The sequence below is a fragment of the Rhizobium tibeticum genome, from assembly GCF_900110205.1.
GTDB classification, from domain to species: Bacteria; Pseudomonadota; Alphaproteobacteria; order Rhizobiales; family Rhizobiaceae; genus Rhizobium; species Rhizobium tibeticum.
In genome coordinates this window covers 1-17,490 of record NZ_FOCV01000006.1, presented here as the reverse complement: position 1 = coordinate 17,490, position 17,490 = coordinate 1, and the positions used below count along the sequence as shown (strand labels likewise).

Here is a 17,490-nt window from a genome sequence, read left to right as displayed (position 1 = left end):
TGCGGTATTGCTCAGATTGTCAATCGATCGTTGCTAGCTCAGCACCGAGCAAGACCATCGCCCCGGCTTCTGCCTTGATGCTGATGCGACCCGATTTCGGCGCGAGTACACGCGTCTCCATCTTCATGGCCTCGATGAGGGCGACTGCATCGCCTTCTGCAACCTCCACCTGGTTCTCCACTAGCCATTTCTGAAGAGTGCCTGGAACTGGCGCGGTCACCGCGCTCAGTGTTGCGGCTGCGATTGGAGCGACCGTCGCCTTCGGTGCTGTAAGTCCGGAAAAGAGTATGGTCGGCAAGCCGAGCGTGTGGCGCTTGCCATCGACCTCGATGAAGCTGCGAATGACGCCTCCCTCGACCGGGTCAACGCGCGGAGCAGGCTCGACGCCCCGGAACGCAGTCTCGATCCAGTTTGTATGCACCTGGAAGCCCTCTTCACCGGTGAAGTCGCGCTCGTTGAGCATCGCCCGATGGAACGGTAACACTGAGGCAACGCCTTCAATCTGGAACTCGGCAAGGGCCCGCCGGGCTCGGATCAGCGCGTCCTCGCGCGTCTTGCCGGTGACGATTAGTTTGGCCATCATGGAATCATAGAGGCCAGGAATCTCTGAGCCGGTTTCGACGCCGGAGTCGAGCCGTATGCCGGGACCGGATGGCGCGCGGAAGCGCGTGATCAGGCCCGGGGTTGGCAGGAAGCCGCGGCCGGGATCTTCGGCATTGATGCGAAACTCGAAGGCGTGCCCACGCGGTGCCGGCGTCTCCTTTAGCGAAAGCGGCAGGCCGTCCGCAATGCGCAACTGCTCGATGACGATGTCAATGCCGGTAGTCTCCTCAGTTACCGGGTGTTCGACCTGAAGGCGTGTGTTAACCTCGAGGAAGGAAATGACATCGTTCTCGGACAGCAGGAACTCTACGGTACCGGCGCCGGTGTAGCCGGCTTCGATACAGATCGCTTTTGCGGCGTCATGGATGCACGTGCGCTGATCCTCGGTAATGAACGGAGCAGGGGCTTCCTCGACGAGCTTTTGATTGCGCCGCTGCAGCGAGCAATCCCGCGTTCCCAGAACGACGGTGTTTCCGTGGTTGTCGGCAATGACCTGCGCCTCGATGTGGCGCGGCTTGTCAAGGAACTGCTCCGCATAGCATTCTCCTCGACCGAAGGCTTCGGTCGCCTCACGCACGGCGGATTCGAAAAGCTCGCCGACTTCTTCCATGGTTCTCGCGACTTTCATTCCGCGGCCGCCACCACCAAAGGCAGCCTTGATTGCGAGCGGCAAGCCGACCTGCTTTGCGAAGGCGATGGCCTCTGCCGCCGAGGCAAGCGGCCCATCCGAACCCTTCACCAGCGGCGCGCCAACCTTGGCCGCGATCCGCCGCGCTTCGACCTTGTCGCCAAGCGCGGCAATGATATGCGGTGCGGGACCAACCCAGGTGAGGCCGGCATCGATGACTGCCTGCGCAAACTCGGCACGCTCCGATAGGAAACCATAGCCAGGGTGAATGGCATCTGCGCCCGCCTTGCGGGCGGTATCCAGGATCTTTGCAATATTCAGATAGGTATCAGCCGGGCGACCTGCGCCCAGACCATAGGCTTCGTCGGCAAATTCGACATGGAGCGAACCAGCATCGGCATCGGAATAAACTGCAACTGAGGCGATGCCATAGTCACGGGCCGCGCGCGCGATACGAATGGCGACTTCGCTGCGATTGGCGATCAGAAGGTTCTTCATCGGGTCTCCCTGATAAGCGGGTCGAAAGCGGTGACTGCGTCGAAGCGGATGTTCGCGCCGATTGGTATTTGGCCCGCGAGGTCGAGATGATGGCGTGCGACGACGCCGATCACCGGATAGCCGCCAGTCAGCGGATGGTCGGCAAGGAAGAGCACCGGCTGGCCGTTGTGGGGTACCTGGATGGAGCCGATCGGTGTGCCTTCAGACGGGAGTTCAGTGGCGTCCAACTTTTCCAATGGCCGGGCTCCTGCAAGTCGGGCGCCCACACGGCTTGATTGTGCCGTTACCTGCCATTCCTGAGAGAGCAGCAATGCAAGCGCGTCTTGCTTGAACCAGTCCGTGCGAGGCCCGAGCACCACATCGAGCCTCACGGTATCACCAGCTCTCGGTAGCTTTCTCGGCGAGGGTCGATGTGGATTGACGGCGGAGACCGGCTCGTTCGCCGGCACGAGAATATCACCTGCAATGATCGGCGCAGGTCCTACCTTCGCCAAAGTGTCTGTTGCCGCCGAGGCGACAAGCGTCTCGACGGCGAACCCTCCGCGCAGCGCCAGATAGCTGCGTGTGCCTTCCGGTGGATATTCAAGCGTCAACTCGTCGCCGGCGTCTAGGGCTACAGCTTGGTAGAACGGTGCCTTGAGCCTGCGCCCGTCGACGGTAACGATCGCCACCGGCGCTGGCGCACCTGTGAGCGCAAGCGTCACCGGCCGATCCGCCTTAAGGGCAAATCCGCCATAAGCGATCTCGATGGCCGCGGCACTGCGTGGATTGCCGACACAGAGATTGGCTTCGATGAGGCTTGCGCGATCAAGCGCACCGGATTCAGCCACCCCTTGGCCTGCCTGGCCGCGACGACCAAGATCCTGATAGAGAGCAGGGCGGTCGGCTCGGATCACCAAGAGACCCGCCCGACTGCCTGTTGTCTCCGTTGTTTCGTCCGGCATTGTGGAAACTGGAACCGTCGCTCCTTTGGCTATGTCGCGGAAGCATACCCGGTCGCCGGGGGCAAGCAGCGCCGCACGGGGCCGGCGCGTATCCCACATCTTCAATGGCGTGCGTCCGAGAAGCTGCCACCCGCCGGGGCTGTCAGAGGGATAAATACCGCCAAACTTGCCGCCGAGCGCGACGGAGCCTGCCGGGATGCGCATACGCGGAGTCTTGCGACGCGGTATGTCGAAGGCAGGATCGTCGCAGGACATGTAGGCGAAGCCTGGCGCGAAGCCCGTGAAGGCAACGGTATAGGTCGCCTCCGTGTGGCGGCGGATCAACTCCTCCACCGTCCAGCCGAGAAAAGCTGCAACATCGTCCAAGTCCTCACCGTCGTAGGTAACCGGTATCTCGAGGGTTTCGCCTTGTCTGGTGCTGCGAACGGAAAGGTCGAGACTGGAGATCGCTTCAACCAACGTGGCGCGAGCGGTGGCGTGCGGGTCGAAACGCACCAGAATCGTGCGGGCGGCTGGCACAAGGTCGATCACGCCCTCGGGCCGCGCGACCCCTAGGACGTCGAACAGCGTCAACGTCGTCTCCAGGTCATCGAGTTCGATAAGGAAGGCGTCGCTGCCAGCGGGCAGGAAGCGCAGTCGTTCAGCCATCGGTGAAACTCTTCAGCTCGATACCGCCAACGACCAGCGTGTCCCGCACCGTTCGAGCGATCGAAACGGCCGCCGGCGTGTCGCCATGGACGCAGATCGATTGCGCCTCCAGCTCAATCTCCGTACCGTCGATTGCGGTTATGAGGCCCTCGGTGACGAGACGCAACATCCGCGCTGCCACAACCTCAGGATCATGGATGACGGCGCCCGGCAGTCGCCTGTTTACAAGGCTGCCGTCGGCATTGTAGGCGCGATCGGCAAAGGCCTCGCAAATAACCGTCAGTCCCGAGGAGCGGGCTTGCGCGACAACGGGAGCGCCGGCAAGCGCCATTAGAATAAGTGACGAATCGACGGCTTGGATGGCCGCGATCACATCGGCTGCCTGCCGAGCGTCATTGGCGATCGTATTATAAAGCGCGCCATGCGGCTTTACGTAGCGCACCCTCGTACGGGCCACTTTGGCAAGCCCTTGCAGTGCGCCGATCTGATAGATGGTGTCGCCAATGAGCTCTTCGCTGGACGGATCCATGTTGCGCCGGCCAAAGCCGACCAGGTCGCGATAACCGACATGTGCCCCAACCGAAACACTTCGTCGTGCCGCCTCCTTCAAGACCCCAAGAATGGCGGCCGGATCGCCGGCGTGGAAGCCGCAGGCTATGTTGGCGCTGGTGACGATCGACAGCATCGATACATCGTCGCCCATAGACCAAGGCCCGAAACTTTCACCGAGATCGCTATTGAGGTCGATATAGGCCATGTCGTATTTTGTCCGCCTGAATGGTTACGATTGTAGAATAACATAAGTAATATTGTTCAACAATATGTATCTTCGATATGGCGGCTTGCGATTCGTAGGTGATTGATGGCGGACGAAAAAAACTTGCACACTGATGATCTATCCCTCACTGAGGCGGTGGCCGATCGCATCCGCCAACTGCTGATTGCCGGTGAGTTTTCGCCGGGACAGAAGCTCTCGGAGCACCAGGTCTCAGCACACTTTGGAATCTCTCGCAACACGCTCCGGGAAGTCTTTCGACTGCTCACAAGTCAACGACTGCTAACCTACATTCCCAACCGTGGCGTTTTCGTCGCAGCACCCGATGAAGCAGCGGTGATTGATATCTACAGGGTGCGCTTTGTTCTTCAGCGGGGCGCCGTGCAGGCCGTCGCTAAAGCACACCCTACGCTTATTCGCATGCGAAGATTGGCCGAGCAGGGGAGGGAGCTTGCTCGAACCGGCGATTGGCGGCAAGTAGGAACCATCAACATGGAGTTCCATCGCACAATGGTGGAACTCTGCGACAGCCCACGCCTCAGCGCCTGCTTCGACCTGGTGCTTGCTGAACTCCGACTTGTCTTTGGGCAGTTGGAAGACTCAGCGCATCTCCACGAGCCATATATCGAATTGAATGCATCACTTGTCGCCGCCCTCGAACTAGGCGACACCGCCGCCGCGATTTCGCAGCTTGAGGCATACCTCATCAAGTCGGAGAGGGCAGTGTTGGCTGCACTACAGCGCGCAAGACGTTGAGTGACGGCAGTCGGTAAGAGGATGATCTGTGTCCACCGGCGATGCGCTTCAATCGTCCCCGTCGAGATTGGGCACGTTTCCGCTCAACCTCGCCGTGTCGGGCAGCGAATTTGCCCGCCATATTCGCTCTCGATCCGAGGGTAACTCGCCGACAAATCGCATTTCGACGATCGTGCTATCCTATCCACAAGCGGAAGAAGTAACGCTTTGGCGGGCCGACTGACCTTCCAACAAGAGATCCACCGCCCTCTCTTCAGCGCTCGTCTTCGCTCAGCCAACTGACCGGCGAGTGCTATGCTCGTTGGCTGGGCCGCCTCAATCTTGTGATGGTACTAGCTGCTTTCCCTGATGACTAGCTCGAAACCTAGATCCAGCGCCTTCATCTCGGGCGTTTGTCCATCGAGAAGGCCATGACGAAATCGCCTGTTGCTCTCGTTGCGCGGGATGCCCCCCACCGGCCGTCTTTTTGGCGGAAGGACGCGATCATTTCCCTGGAGACGTCGCCCGGAAAGCAGATCGGCGCATAGCCGCCACCCCGTTGTAAGCGCTTCGCTTCCCACAGCGGCGACCGCCTCGGTCGGTATTGTTGGGGCACGCGCAAGACCCGGATACATGGAGATCGATTCTGCGATCAGGCGCTGAATGATGACGGTATCTGAAATCAGGGCAGGAGGAAGAGCGGGCTTGGAAATGCCTTCTTTCGGAGTCGGGTCTTCCCGCTGTGCGTCCTCCTCAGGTTTCCTCTCAGCCAGGAGCCTCGTCGATATCCAACCAGTGCGTTGGCTAAACGTGTCCCTCACTTCCGACCATTCGCCCCACGTATTCAGCAACTCGACTTGCCGGCCAGTATCGTAGCGATCGACAATGCCAAACTGCTTTCCCGGTCCGCCTCGCAGCGCGACCATTCGCCCTTTCACAAACCGCGATGGTGGTTTGTTGCTCGGGGCCATCGGCAAGACCTCGCGCTCTGCCCGGCCATTGTTTTGTATAGTTGACGATTGCTCTGCCGGACCGATGGCTTGAGGTAGCGGTGGGTTTGTTTGGGCGCTGTTGCTTGCAGGAACGACCGGAGGCGCTTCCTTGCTAAAGAGCGAAAGAAGACTGCCCCCAGAAGCACGACAAGAAGAGTAGATGGACCCACTTTAGGCCCGGATCTTGAACCGCGGCGCCGCGGCATACTTGCCCCTACGGTACTCCTATAAGTTGCAGAGGGGTCGAAATATTGCGCGGAAGCAAGAGGCACTCCCTGTCCGGTGTGCCACTTGGCAACTTGTTCCTGTCGCCACACAGCCCTGCGACAGGATGAGCTTTAGCCAAAGCCAGCCGGGAACTAGGCTGAACGGAACTCCGTTTGGCGCTCGATCTCATATCTGCTGAGCAGCTTGCGAAGCGCTGCCAGCGCGTAGTTGGCCGCAATGCCGGCCAGGACGCCGCCTGCGATCGCCATGAGATGAGAGGCCGCAACAGGTAAAATGCCTGCCGCACGCGCCATCAGTAATTCCGGGACGAAACGGTGCAACAGGTGGATGGGAAATGTGGCAATCAGCGTCACGAGACGTGCTGTCCCTGCCGGCAATCGAATGCGCGGCATATAAACGAGAGCAAGAAGCGCTGCAAAGATTGTCAAATATTTGACCGTCGTCCCGGTCCAGACTGTCTCCCAGAAGGCGAGATAGCCTAGCACCAGAGCAGCTAACGCTGTCAAAACCAGCCTCTTTGCCGGGCTGTCGGCGAAGCCCGCGCACCAACCGAAAACACAGAGGTGGAAGACCCAATAGATTGCGAAGATCTGGCGCCGACCGATTTCAATGAACAGCGGCAGCGAAAAGCGCGCCGCAATAGCAAAACCCAACAGGCCGAGCGAGAAGGCGAAGGGCCGCGTCTGCGCGAACCTGCGTGCAGCCGGCACGGCGAAGATAAACGAGAAGGCAAGAAGGACCTGCGCATAGGCTTCGATGAACCAGTAGAGATAAGGGATCATCTCGTGGCGCTCCGGCTCGGCATAGCCGAAATTGCCGGTCAGCGTGATCGAAGCCCAGGGAATCGTCTGCCAGGTGACTGCATAAGTGGTGACGATCAAGAAATATGGGATCACGACATTTATTGCGGGTCTCAGGGCCAGGCTAAGCCGGCCGGCAAGCAAATTGCTCGATTGAAAGCGCGCCAGGCTAAAGCCGACCAGCAGCATCATCACGCCGGAGCCGCCGGGAACAGGCCAGAGCGTCTCATGCTGAATTACCACCAGCAGGATTGCAATTGCTCTTAGCACCAAGTCGGTCGGCAACCCGCTTGCTCCGTTGCGCTTCGACGAAAACACCGCCGGATGGTGCTTGCCAAGCTCCGCGATTGTTATGTGTTCCCAGCCGTCAGGAACATCGACACAAAGGTGTTCGAGCTCCATGACCAACTGCAGAAAACGGAGTGAATCTCCACCGAGTGAGACGAAGGTATCCTTGCGACTGACGGCGAGGGGAAGAATACACGGGCATAGGCATCCAGCACATTGCCCGACACCACGCGGGGTTGCGTCCGCCTTTTCTGCGCGTCCTGCTGGAGGCAGGCGTAGTCTTGCCAGACGCAAGCCTTGGAAAACTGTCGCGAGCTGCCGCGGAAATCAGATTGGCCGGAAGATGGCTGGCCTCCGCCAGGATGCGCCGTGCTCTTTTCACAGAGTTCGCATCGATCACGTAGGCCTGCAACCCCGCATCGTCGCCGATTACCGCGGCCGCAATGCCCTCGCGCAGCAACGCCTGTTCCATCATGTCGAAGCCGATCCTGTGGCCTGCAATCTTGGCAAAACGGCTCTTTCGCCCAACGATACGGAAGAAGCCTTGCTCTTCTTGCACGGCCATGTCGCCGGTGTTCAGCGCTTCGATCTCGGCACCGCGCGCAAGGTCGCTACGCCGCATGCCGTAGCCCATCATTACGTTCGGGCCCCGATAGATGAGGTCTCCTGCAATGCCTGATTGGGCAATCGACTTACCTTCATCATCGACGAGGGTGAGGTTACCCCCGGGTATGGCAATCCCGATGCGCTCCTCCTCGTCGGATAAGCTTTCCGGCGGAACGAAAGCGATGCGCGCCGTCGCCTCGGTTTGGCCGTACATGACGAAAAAGCGACCGCCTGTCGTACGCATATGGTCTCGGAAAAGGCGGATCAGATCGGCGTTGAGCTTGCCGCCCGCTACCGTCATGACACGCAGCGCCTTAATCTCCGCGGCGCGGAAGTTCGACCTTTCCAGGAGTTCATAGGAATAGGGTACGCCGGAAAGATTTGTGCAGCCGTTCTCGTCGATGATGCGGGCGAAGTCGCCGTCCATCACAGAGGTGCCTGGAAAGAAAATGCTACCGCCCGCAATCAGATGGGAATTGAGAACCGACAGTCCGTAAGAATAGTGGAGGGGCAGGACCAAGGCGGCACGGTCGGTGGACGCGAGCTCGAGATAGGCCGCCATCGAACGTGAATTGGCGTCGAGATTCGTATAGGAGAGACGCACTGCTTTGGCCGTGCCCGAACTGCCTGATGTCATGAGCAGCAGGGTGAGATCGGGGTGGATCGCCGGGCTGTCGCCAGACCGGACCTCCTCGATCAGACACCAGCGGCCATCCGCTGGACGGAAGATGAAATCCGGTTGGAAGGCGCAAAGAAAATCATCCCACGGTCTCTCATCACAGGACGGCAGCATGGCAACCGCGTGTCCCGCCCGCAGTGCTGCGAGATAGGCGACGATCGCATGCTCCGAGGCTTCTGCAGCAATGGCCACGAGCCGCTTTTTGCCCAGACCCAGGCGGTTTGCGAAGTGTCGCGTTTGCTCGTCGAGCTCCGCATATGAAAGGCTCCGTCCGCTTCCGAAAAGAAGCGCCGTGCGATCCTCGCTGCGAGCGATTTCGGAAACAATGTCGGTAAGGGGTATGATCATGCTTCGGATTATGAGACTAGACGCGCTAGCGCCTACATTCCTTGAGTATTCGAAGGAGTCCAGCGGCGATGCCGACAGTCACCGCCTCCACGAGAACGCTACGGGCGTGCTCGCGAAGGAGACGCCGGCGTTTGCGAAGCCGAACAACGGCACGATAAAGAATGCGACGGGCTTCTGAAGCGCATGCTCCAGTCTGTGTAGCGGCGATTCCTCATCCGACGCCTGCGGCGCGCCGGGGTGACTTTCAGCGGAATGGCGAGCGCCAACACGACGCCGGCAAGCGTCGCGTGAATCCCAGACAGGAAGACCGCGATCCACAGAAGAACGCCTAGCCCGAGATATGCCCAGATATTCTTCACGCCGGCCCGGTTCAGGATGATGAGGTTGCCGATCACGACGGCCGCCGCGGCAAGCGCTAGGAAGTTGACGTTGGCGGTGTAGAACGCGGCGATGACGATGACGGCGCCGAGGTCGTCGATGATCGCAAGTGCTGCCAGGAAGATCTTCAGCGAGGTCGGCACCCTGTCGCCGAGCAATGACAGGACCCCGAGGGCGAAGGCGATGTCCGTCGCAGTGGGGATTGCCCACCCTCGCAAGGTCGACGGATCGCCGAGATTGAAGCCGATGTAGATGAGCGCGGGCACCGCCATCCCTCCTGCGGCAGCGGCGCCTGGAAGAATCCGCCGGCTCCAGCTCGACAGTTGCCCGTCGAGCATCTCCCGCTTAATTTCGAGACCGACGAGCAGGAAGAAGACGCTCATCAGAGCGTCGTTTATCCAGTGCTGGATGCTGAGCGGTCCTAGATAGACATGCAGCGCGTGGAAGTATGTCTCGGCGACGGGAGAATTCGCGACGACGATCGCAAGTGCGGCCACGGCCATGAGGATCAGGCCGCCGGAGGCCTCGCTGTCGAGGAACTGGCGCAGAGTTGACCTGATATGGCTTTGGACGGTGCTCGACATGGGTTCGCTCCCTCGGTGGAAGGGTTGATCATAGTCTCCGTCGATCAGGGGGATCCCCGGCGCACGCAGCACACGCCTAACCATTAAGTACGGGCTGGAATGATAATTCGCCAGCGAAATCGGCAAACGGCGCCCTCGTCACGACGGCTTGATCCGCAGGCTAAAGATCTTATCTGCTGCATGCGCAGCCAGATCGAAGCGAGGCCGCGCGACATCTTTGACTTGCTCATCGCAGGATCGCCCATGCGTTCGTTTCGCTGGATCATGTTCACCCGTCGCCGCGGCCGCTTTCGTCCCTTTGCTCTTCTATTGCCTTTTCTTCCGGTCACACGATCGCGCAGCCGCCCGTCTGAGTCTGGCGCAGATCACAATCCTTCTTCCGGAATGTCCAGGATGTCTCGCATGCCTTGCAACGCACGCCGCGGCGTTGTGCCACTGGCCTCGGCGTAATTCTGGAACCCTTTGCGATGCGGCCCGAACCAGCCGTCAATGGCGGCGGTGGCAATCGTTGCAGGCGTTCGGCGTGTGGGCCCGGCCGGGGGAGGCGTGGTCGGCGCGCCGCGCCTTACATTGTCGCCGGGCTTTCGGTTGGTTCGTCTCTTCCTCAATGCCCTCGCCTCCCGCGCTCAAACAGCCAGCGCCATCCGACGAGGGCTTATGATGGGGCGCGCGGTCGGCCCGATACAGGGGTCACATCGGTTTCGCTCGGCTGCTGGGTTGCGACAGCCATTGATCGGTCATCGGGTAAGTCGAGCTTGAGTTGAGCCGAACTCGGCAGCGAAGAGGATAGTTCTATTCCCTCTCTGCGGCAGGCCTCGAGGATGCGCCACTTGGCGTCAGCGTCGATACCACTCGCGCTGTCGACGCGAATGACAAGTTTGAAACTGACGACGAGGGCGTTCTCGGTAATGTCGGAGATGCCTTTTAACTTGAGGGGCTCAAGGATGGCATCCTTGTAGTCAGGACTGTCCATCAGCTCGACTCCCACACTCTTGGTGATCTTCCGAAGTCTCTCCAGGTCCGTGTGACGGGCGAAATTGAGCTGGAATTTGACTGTGGACCAGTCGCGGCTGAAATTGGTGATCTGGCCAAGCTGTCCGAACGGGACGGTATGGAGCTGGCCACTTTGATGACGGAGGCGAACCGAGCGCAATGTAAAGCCTTCGACTGTTCCCCGCACTTTGTTGCAATCGATATACTCTCCAACCCGGAAAGCGTCGTCTGCAAGGTAGAAAATTCCTGAAACGACGTCGCGCACTAAGGATTGGCTGCCAAATGACAGGGCGAGACCAAATATCGAAGCGCTCGCAATCAGAGGGGCCGTGTTGATCCCAAGTTCTGAAAGGATCATCAGCACCGTGACAACGATGATCAGCACACTCAGGCTCACCCGCACGACAGGCATAAGCGTCCGTATGCGGGACGCCCTTGTGCGCTCCGAAGCCGAAATGCGTGCGTCGGCTGTCTGTGGTGGAAGCGTTGCCGTGGCCATATATTTGTCGACAATGAACCTCATCGCCTCCCAGGTGATATATGCGCCGAGCGCGACGACACCGGCCCTGACCAATGCATCCTTCCAATTGCTCCACTGCGCCGTCGTAAAGATGCCCAACGCCTCTCCGAGCCATATGTGCAAGAGATAGACTATCGCGCTGGTGATGATAACAAGACGCGCGGCGCGCATGAGAATGCCGGAAAGGCGCGGTGACGGCGCCTCCCCGGACCCCGCAGCGGTTCTCGCCGCGAACCTGCGCTGGGAAAACTTGAACAGGGACTCGGCAAGGATGACCCCGACGACCACGTTGATTGCGGTCATCTCGACATGGTGGCCTTGCACGCCACCGTAGGCATCCACGAAGGTCCGCAGGATGATCAGGGGCAGTCCGACAATTAGCCAGCCGTCGACGATCCGTTCCCGCTCTTCACCGCTCTTCCACCATCCAAGGCTCGTCACGATCAATTTCCCGATCGCCCGACGCCAATGAATGGCCGACCATGTGAGGATCGCGGCAAACAGCAGCGCGTTGATCAGGAGACCGGCCGCAATGGCTTCGGAAGAAACGCCCGCCGCCATGGGCACCAAGATCCATTTCCGCAACGCGTTCGCTGTGATGTTCATAACCAAAAAGCAAGATGTCGCACGGTTCGTATCGTCATCGAGTTCAACAATCCGCAGGGCCGGTCTTCGTGGCCGGAACCAGATCGCTATCACCTGCACATAGAAGCTCAATTCAAGCACGACATTGAGAAGCAGATTGCCAACGCTCGCCTGAGTTCCAGCTCCTGCAAACCAGGTGCCCTTCGCAAGGTCGCAGACGACCCATGCTGTCCCGAACGCCAAGATATTGACGAGCGCCGCCAAGCAGACCGTCACAAGCGTCGGAGCCTCTTCCGCGGAAAGCCTGTGACTCAAAACCCGGTCACCGAACTTGATAACCACGAATTGCAGGAAGATGGCGGTGCCCGCAGTGAACAAGACCAGCAGCAGGAAGTCCCCGGCATCCCGGCCACCCGAGTTCGCCGCATCGAGTTGATCAAAAGCACTGGAAAACACCGGAGGCAGTTGCGGAAGTGCGGTGACAACGGCAACCAGGCGGTGGAAGAACCGGCTTGTTCCTGTGCCCAAATCTTGCTCCAGAATACTTGCAGATTTCTCCGGAAGGACTGGAGGGTGGGATTCAGGCGCCTGAGCAATTGGTTTCTCTGCCAGCCTGCGGATCACAGCGTTGCTAACTTCGTCGACGAGTTGCTCTAGCTGCTCTTTCGAGAGTGTGACCGTTGAGGAAGGCGGACTGCCCTGAACAGTCTGCGCGTAACTGCTTGCCGGTGCAACCAACAGCAAGAAGTACAGGCAAAGCAACATCTTCTCAAGAAAACTCGCCCTCATCGTGGCCACCCCGTTCGGTCGCGTGCCTTTCGCCCACTATCTTGTGTTCCCGCTACCTAACCGCAGACGGGCTTGCCGTTGGACTAGTCCGGGCTGCCTGAGCTATTCGCTCGGCCGGTGCCGCCGCCGGTGGCGGCGACCGGTGTCATTGGTCGTTGGCCTTCTTCATGGCCGCCTCTAGCTCGGTTTTCTGGGCATCGGCACACCGCTCACCTTGCGGTGGCGGTCTATGGACTCAGAGGCGAGGCCAAGTCTGCGATTCACACAAGACCTTCATGACGCAGCCCCTTAGCCTCAGTGCGTTGCCCGAGACTGTCACGGTGCCGTCGTAGGTCTTGTTGGCGTCGGGATCGGTGATCTTGCCTTCGTAGCTGCCGTCCTTGCCTCTGAAGGTGCCAATCTGCTTGCCGGCGTGCTTGCCTGATTTCAGGGTGATGCAATAGCCGCTGCCGCAGGAATCGATGGCGGCGCTATCTCCAAGCTCGGTCTTCCAGGTTCCAACAATCGGATCTTGTGCATATGCGACGGCGGCGGCTGCCGCGAATGCGGCGATGGCTATGATCAGGCGCTTCATGACTTCTCCTTTGTCTAAGTGCTCACGAATCTATGCGATTGCGCTGCCGAACGCCCGTAACATCTGGTATGTTCTGTTGTGGATGGTGCTCGATTGAGCGCTCGCCGATCGGCCGCCGCCATGAAGTCGTCATGCTAAATCGCCCGAGGCCGGGGGTATGATACGAGACGCTCCAGTTACAATTTACCCGCAAGAACCCTAGAGCGTTTCCACGAAAGATCCGTCGTTGGAGCGTGACCGAACGCTACTTCGCATGGCCCTTCACGGCTCCGGGTGCCGGCCTCCGTCTGCGATCGCCACTCGCGCGGGCAAGAAAACAGCCGTTTGACGGCTCGAAGGTGTACAGGCGCCATCTGCGGCGTTCCTGTGAACGAGCGGGGCTCGCAGCTTCAGACCACCAGCCGAAAGTTTCCGACAGCCAGTGCAAGGGTATGGAGAAGAACTGGGCGGGTCGTACGACATCTACTTCGCGCCGAAGGCCCAAAGCGAAGAGGGCGACGGGCTCCAGACAGTTCCTGGAAAGCTGCTTCACGATCTTCCGGATGTACGGAACCCTCGAGCCATGGGTCAACGAGACCTAGCCTCCCGGCGAAATCGAGCTGGCGAAGTAGGCGGCGCAGGCCGAAATCGAACGCTGCAAAACGACGACGCCTGGCCTCGTCAATCGTCTGGGGTTCTCTCCTGTCCGCGGAGCGCCAGCCCGAGGCGTTCCAATTCGGTGGTGAAGCAGAAAACGGAAAACAAAACCGCCAGAAGGAGCAGGCCGCGCCAGACATAGCCGCCCCAGTGCTGGCCGAAATCTATTTCCGGCAGATGTCGGAATAGCACGAGGGAAAACAGGGCGCTTGCGATGATGAAGGCGAGGCGGCTGGTGAATAGGACAAGCTGACCAAGGACCACGTGCGCGTCTCTGACCGGCAAAGCAACCTTGAAAACCCGATACCAGTGCGCGCTCTGCACCAGCGCGATGCCGAGCCCGAGAACCGTGACTATCGGCATATCAGCGTACACTTGCACATGCCCTGGATCATCCAGCAATCGGGAGTATAGGGGATAGCATTGACTCAGCAAGGATGCCGAGCCAATCGCCTGCATCGTCAGCAGCCACGAATATCGCGCCCGCGACGTCGTCATCTCAACCTCCGCCTGGCCGTTCACGAGGGGCATACATCCCAGAAGCCGGTCGTCTTGGCTGGAGTGGTATAGTACCAGCAATAGCCTGGCTTTGGCGGCGTGCCAGCAATCGAGGCGGCCGTCGCCCCGGCAATGAAGCCGATCGCGGCACCGGCGGCGATCGCACCACCCGGCCTCCAGTAGCGATGCGGAGCGACAACGACCACGCCACGACGCGGGACCGGGACCGGACGATAACCCGGGGGATGGCCAACAGCTCCGGCCGCGCAACCACGCGGCCCACACCCGGCCGCAGCACAGCCTCTCGGGCCGCACGCCGCTGCCGCCCGCCTTGCTTCGGCCGGCGACGGACCGAGTATCGGTGTGGAAATCAGCATTAGAACCGAGATCGTCGCAAGGATGTTGGCGGTCGTCTTGAGGAAGTTCATTGGTAGTCTCCTTGACGGCTGCGGGGGGCGTTAGACCTCCACGACAGCAGGACTTACTTGGGGAACAGGAACGTCAGCGCCACCCGGAAGCCGAGACCATTCGGGCCGTTGTCCGGGGCGTCCGCCCAGTAGCGGATCCCGGCCGTCAGGCTGATCGGCTGCTTGTTGACGGTGATCAGCTTGGCCACCGTGAAGTTGATCGGGACGGACCAGTCCTTCGTTTCCCAGTCATAGGTGGATTCCGTATTCAGGGAGAACGTCCAGGCGTCTTTGGTCGTGTAGGCGATGAACGGTTGGAGGAACGTCGAACTCACGTCCGGACGGTCGCTCTGGCCGGCGAACGACCAGATGTGGTTTCCCAGCATTCCGACCGTCCAGGGACCTTCTTGCTTGAGAACGACCGCCGTCGGCCCGGCACCCCACTTGCCGGTGCCGAGAAATTCGTCCGTCGCCGTTGGAATGAGAAAAGCGGGACCGACGCCCCAGACGATCCCGCTCGCGGTCGGCTTCGAAGGCGAGAAGAAGAAGCTCTGGGTGATGTCACCGAGACCGAACTGCGTTCCTGAGGGCCCGGCGATGTCGTTTTGCCATGTCACTGGAAGAATGGTGCGCGAGATGACGTTCCAGTCCTCGTTGATCTCGATGGGAATGACAGGCTGGATGTTCAGCGTCGCCTTGTCGCCGTCGTCGGGTCCGTAGCCATGGTCGTAGTTGAACTGAAAGGGGACGCTGATGAGCGACGCTATCGGGTTGGAGAGCTTCTTTGCCAGATCCTCGTTCGACTGGGCGTATGCAAATCCTGCGCCGAGCCCGAGTGCCACGAGGGCAACCGCCGCCCGATACGTCATGCCGTTCATTGATACCGTCTCCATTGAACCCAGATATCACGTAGACTGCCGCCTAGAAGCGGAACGCGACGCCGATGATCGGACCCTGCTCGACGACATCGAAGACAAAACCGTCGTTGTTGTAGTCCACGCCGACCGCCCGGTAGCCCGCAACCGCCGAGATCGTGTCGGTGAACTTGTAGCCGAGCGTCAGAGCGACATCCCAATCGAGATCGGCTCCTCCGCCGCCGACGAGACCCCAGCCAGTCACGTAGATTTCCGGGGTGAATAAGTAGTTCCCCCTGACACCTGCAAGGGCGTCGACCCAGGTCGCCCCGTCGTCCGCTTCCCGTCCGTCGAGCAGGCCGCCGTTGAACCGGATCGTGGTGTCGACCGACCACACGCGGACGCCGCCGACAAGGTCGAGATGACCAGCCTGGTTCTCGAGCACGGAATATCCGGCACCGAGCAATCCAGCGAAGGTCTTCGACGTCACATCGACGCTGTCCGCCAGAATTCCGTCTCTCGTGTGCGCATCCGCTCCGAGCTTGGTGTACATGATGTCGGCGAAGATGCTGAAACGGTCGTACCGGGCTTCGCCGGCCGCCATGAAGGCGAAGTCGAGGTTCTCCAATATGTCGCCGAAGCTGGAGTCGATGTGGACTTCAGGAAGACCGAACTGGGCCATGTCCCCGGATAGCCCGGCGGCCCAGAAATAGGGAGCTGCCGTATAGGTCCAGCCGCTTTCGCTCTCGACCACCTTGGCTTCCGGAACGCCCGGCGCGATGTCGGCCGTATATGCTGAGGACGCAACGCCTAGGCCGGCGCACAAGACGGCGGCCTGTACCAATAGAACCCGCATGCATTCCCTCATAATCTGCTTGCGACGGAATCGCCCAATCGCCGTCTCGCTGTGCCGATCGAATAATGCCGCAAAAGCTGGTCATGCCTATGTATGTTACAGTAGCATCTGTCCGCGAAATCAACGTTTGCAGCTCGGCGTCGGTCTGGTCTGATCGCAGTCCTTGACCGCAGCCGGCTGTGTGTTGTTTACGCCCGCGAGGCCTCCGACATGGGTCGCGTAGTTGTCACGCGTGTCCTGATCGACCACAGCAACCGGCGCGGCGAGAACCAGACCGGCGACGTTGCCAGCCGCCGCCGCGGCACCCGTCGTCGCGACGAGGATCTGGTCGCCAAAGCCGACCCTGCTGTCGGTGAGCGTCTGCCCCTCGGAGATACGCTGGCCAATGAGCTGCACGATCTGCGGCGACTCCGCGAACTTGCCGTGGTTCATGCTGTCGCCGGATTTGATCTTGGTGAGGTCGATCACGATGATCTTGTTGTCCTCGAGCTCTTTCTTGTACGGGGCCTGCTCCGGATCGATGGCACCCAGCCGGGAGACGTCGCCCCAGACCCGGCGCGAGAAGGCCAGCGCCTTGTCATCACGGGAGACAAACAGGGTGAACTGCGGGTGCTGCTTGCCCATGTCGGCGATCTGCTGGCGGAACACGTCGACGTCGACGTCGGGAGCGGCCAGCATGACGTTCTTGAACTTCTCCGGTAGGCGGCCGTTGCGGATGGCCATCTGGCGCAAGGATTCCAGCGCCAGCCAGTTGCCCATCGAATGCGCGAGGATCGAGACCTCCTTCACCTCGGGGTCTTTTGCCAGATACTGGAAGAGTGTCTCCAATGCGTTGCGGGTGTAGTTGGTGCTTTCGCGGTCATAGCCGTAGGCAAGCAGACTGCCGCGCGACGGCCATGTCACCAGGACGGGGGCACTATGGACGCCGGAGTCATGGACGATCTGCGCAAAGCGGTAGACGGCATCCTCGAACCTGTTGTTGAAACCGTGGATGAAGACAAGGACGCTGCCGTCGGGGGTCTTTCTGACGCTCGCGCTCAGCCA

General features: G+C 60.2%; 14 protein-coding genes and 1 pseudogene. 1 reads left to right on the top strand and 14 read right to left on the bottom strand.

Going from position 1 to position 17,490, the window contains the following annotated elements:
* Positions 1 to 19: 19 nt before the first annotated feature.
* From BSG20_RS08390 to BSG20_RS08380, 3 genes are read right to left on the bottom strand one after another with little or no spacing between them, the layout of a single operon-like run.
* Positions 20 to 1,729 (bottom strand): acetyl/propionyl/methylcrotonyl-CoA carboxylase subunit alpha, encoded by a 1,710-nt coding sequence (locus BSG20_RS08390; protein ID WP_072373441.1) that lies wholly within the window; start codon positions 1,727 to 1,729, stop codon positions 20 to 22.
* On the bottom strand, positions 1,726 to 3,321 hold the full coding sequence (locus BSG20_RS08385) for a 5-oxoprolinase subunit B/C family protein (protein WP_072373438.1): 1,596 nt from the start codon (positions 3,319 to 3,321) through the stop codon (positions 1,726 to 1,728). The genes BSG20_RS08390 and BSG20_RS08385 overlap by 4 nt, the downstream gene beginning before the upstream one ends.
* Positions 3,314 to 4,078 (bottom strand): LamB/YcsF family protein, encoded by a 765-nt coding sequence (locus BSG20_RS08380; protein ID WP_072373435.1) that lies wholly within the window; start codon positions 4,076 to 4,078, stop codon positions 3,314 to 3,316. Before BSG20_RS08380 ends, BSG20_RS08385 begins: the two co-directional genes overlap by 8 nt.
* Positions 4,079 to 4,183: 105 nt before the next feature.
* Between BSG20_RS08380 and BSG20_RS08375 the strand changes: the two genes are divergently transcribed.
* Positions 4,184 to 4,852 carry a GntR family transcriptional regulator gene (locus BSG20_RS08375; RefSeq protein WP_072373433.1) on the top strand — a complete coding sequence of 223 codons (669 nt, stop codon included), beginning with the start codon at positions 4,184 to 4,186 and terminating at the stop codon, positions 4,850 to 4,852.
* A 332-nt stretch (positions 4,853 to 5,184) separates the two neighbouring features.
* On the opposite strand, the gene BSG20_RS36365 is transcribed toward BSG20_RS08375, so the two are convergent.
* The 11 genes and pseudogenes from BSG20_RS36365 to BSG20_RS08320 all read right to left on the bottom strand — a co-directional run.
* Positions 5,185 to 5,757 carry an SH3 domain-containing protein gene (locus tag BSG20_RS36365; RefSeq protein ID WP_072373430.1) on the bottom strand — a complete coding sequence of 191 codons (573 nt, stop codon included), beginning with the start codon at positions 5,755 to 5,757 and terminating at the stop codon, positions 5,185 to 5,187.
* A 425-nt stretch (positions 5,758 to 6,182) separates the two neighbouring features.
* Positions 6,183 to 7,253 carry a hypothetical protein gene (locus tag BSG20_RS37295; protein ID WP_244541284.1) on the bottom strand — a complete coding sequence of 357 codons (1,071 nt, stop codon included), beginning with the start codon at positions 7,251 to 7,253 and terminating at the stop codon, positions 6,183 to 6,185.
* Positions 7,219 to 8,772 carry an AMP-binding protein gene (locus tag BSG20_RS37290; RefSeq protein ID WP_244541283.1) on the bottom strand — a complete coding sequence of 518 codons (1,554 nt, stop codon included), beginning with the start codon at positions 8,770 to 8,772 and terminating at the stop codon, positions 7,219 to 7,221. Before BSG20_RS37290 ends, BSG20_RS37295 begins: the two co-directional genes overlap by 35 nt.
* Positions 8,773 to 8,827: 55 nt before the next feature.
* Positions 8,828 to 9,734: pseudogene (gene nhaA, locus BSG20_RS08360) on the bottom strand (Na+/H+ antiporter NhaA); the annotation flags it as partial.
* Between the two features lie 655 nt (positions 9,735 to 10,389).
* Positions 10,390 to 12,360, bottom strand: coding sequence for a mechanosensitive ion channel family protein (locus BSG20_RS08350; protein WP_072373425.1), 1,971 nt, complete (start codon positions 12,358 to 12,360; stop codon positions 10,390 to 10,392).
* Positions 12,361 to 12,856: 496 nt separating this feature from the next.
* A complete protein-coding gene (locus tag BSG20_RS08345; protein ID WP_072373422.1) occupies positions 12,857 to 13,195 on the bottom strand; it encodes a DUF2147 domain-containing protein in 339 nt (112 codons plus the stop codon).
* Between the two features lie 660 nt (positions 13,196 to 13,855).
* Positions 13,856 to 14,353 carry a hypothetical protein gene (locus tag BSG20_RS08340; RefSeq protein ID WP_143147467.1) on the bottom strand — a complete coding sequence of 166 codons (498 nt, stop codon included), beginning with the start codon at positions 14,351 to 14,353 and terminating at the stop codon, positions 13,856 to 13,858.
* A complete protein-coding gene (locus BSG20_RS08335) occupies positions 14,350 to 14,757 on the bottom strand; it encodes a hypothetical protein (RefSeq protein WP_072373419.1) in 408 nt (135 codons plus the stop codon). The genes BSG20_RS08340 and BSG20_RS08335 overlap by 4 nt, the downstream gene beginning before the upstream one ends.
* A 53-nt stretch (positions 14,758 to 14,810) precedes the next feature.
* The gene (locus BSG20_RS08330) at positions 14,811 to 15,614 is read right to left on the bottom strand and encodes a hypothetical protein (RefSeq protein ID WP_093041072.1); all 804 of its coding nucleotides are present in this window, start codon (positions 15,612 to 15,614) and stop codon (positions 14,811 to 14,813) included.
* 43 nt (positions 15,615 to 15,657) lie between these two features.
* A complete protein-coding gene (locus tag BSG20_RS08325; protein ID WP_072373413.1) occupies positions 15,658 to 16,446 on the bottom strand; it encodes a hypothetical protein in 789 nt (262 codons plus the stop codon).
* 120 nt (positions 16,447 to 16,566) lie between these two features.
* Positions 16,567 to 17,490: alpha/beta hydrolase (locus BSG20_RS08320; protein WP_093041068.1), on the bottom strand; the 924-nt coding region annotated here is incomplete at its 5' end.

Excerpts from the sequence above, each read along its gene's own strand:
- BSG20_RS08390 (WP_072373441.1), bottom strand. The coding sequence starts at position 1,729 with ATGAAGAACCTTCTGATCGCCAATCGCAGCGAAGTCGCCATTCGTATC.
- BSG20_RS08385 (WP_072373438.1), bottom strand. The coding sequence starts at position 3,321 with ATGGCTGAACGACTGCGCTTCCTGCCCGCTGGCAGCGACGCCTTCCTT.
- BSG20_RS08380 (WP_072373435.1), bottom strand. The coding sequence starts at position 4,078 with ATGGCCTATATCGACCTCAATAGCGATCTCGGTGAAAGTTTCGGGCCT.
- BSG20_RS08375 (WP_072373433.1), top strand. The coding sequence starts at position 4,184 with ATGGCGGACGAAAAAAACTTGCACACTGATGATCTATCCCTCACTGAG.
- BSG20_RS36365 (WP_072373430.1), bottom strand. The coding sequence starts at position 5,757 with ATGGTCGCGCTGCGAGGCGGACCGGGAAAGCAGTTTGGCATTGTCGAT.
- BSG20_RS37295 (WP_244541284.1), bottom strand. The coding sequence starts at position 7,253 with ATGGAGCTCGAACACCTTTGTGTCGATGTTCCTGACGGCTGGGAACAC.
- BSG20_RS37290 (WP_244541283.1), bottom strand. The coding sequence starts at position 8,772 with ATGATCATACCCCTTACCGACATTGTTTCCGAAATCGCTCGCAGCGAG.
- BSG20_RS08345 (WP_072373422.1), bottom strand. The coding sequence starts at position 13,195 with ATGAAGCGCCTGATCATAGCCATCGCCGCATTCGCGGCAGCCGCCGCC.
- BSG20_RS08335 (WP_072373419.1), bottom strand. The coding sequence starts at position 14,757 with ATGAACTTCCTCAAGACGACCGCCAACATCCTTGCGACGATCTCGGTT.
- BSG20_RS08330 (WP_093041072.1), bottom strand. The coding sequence starts at position 15,614 with ATGAACGGCATGACGTATCGGGCGGCGGTTGCCCTCGTGGCACTCGGG.
- BSG20_RS08325 (WP_072373413.1), bottom strand. The coding sequence starts at position 16,446 with ATGCGGGTTCTATTGGTACAGGCCGCCGTCTTGTGCGCCGGCCTAGGC.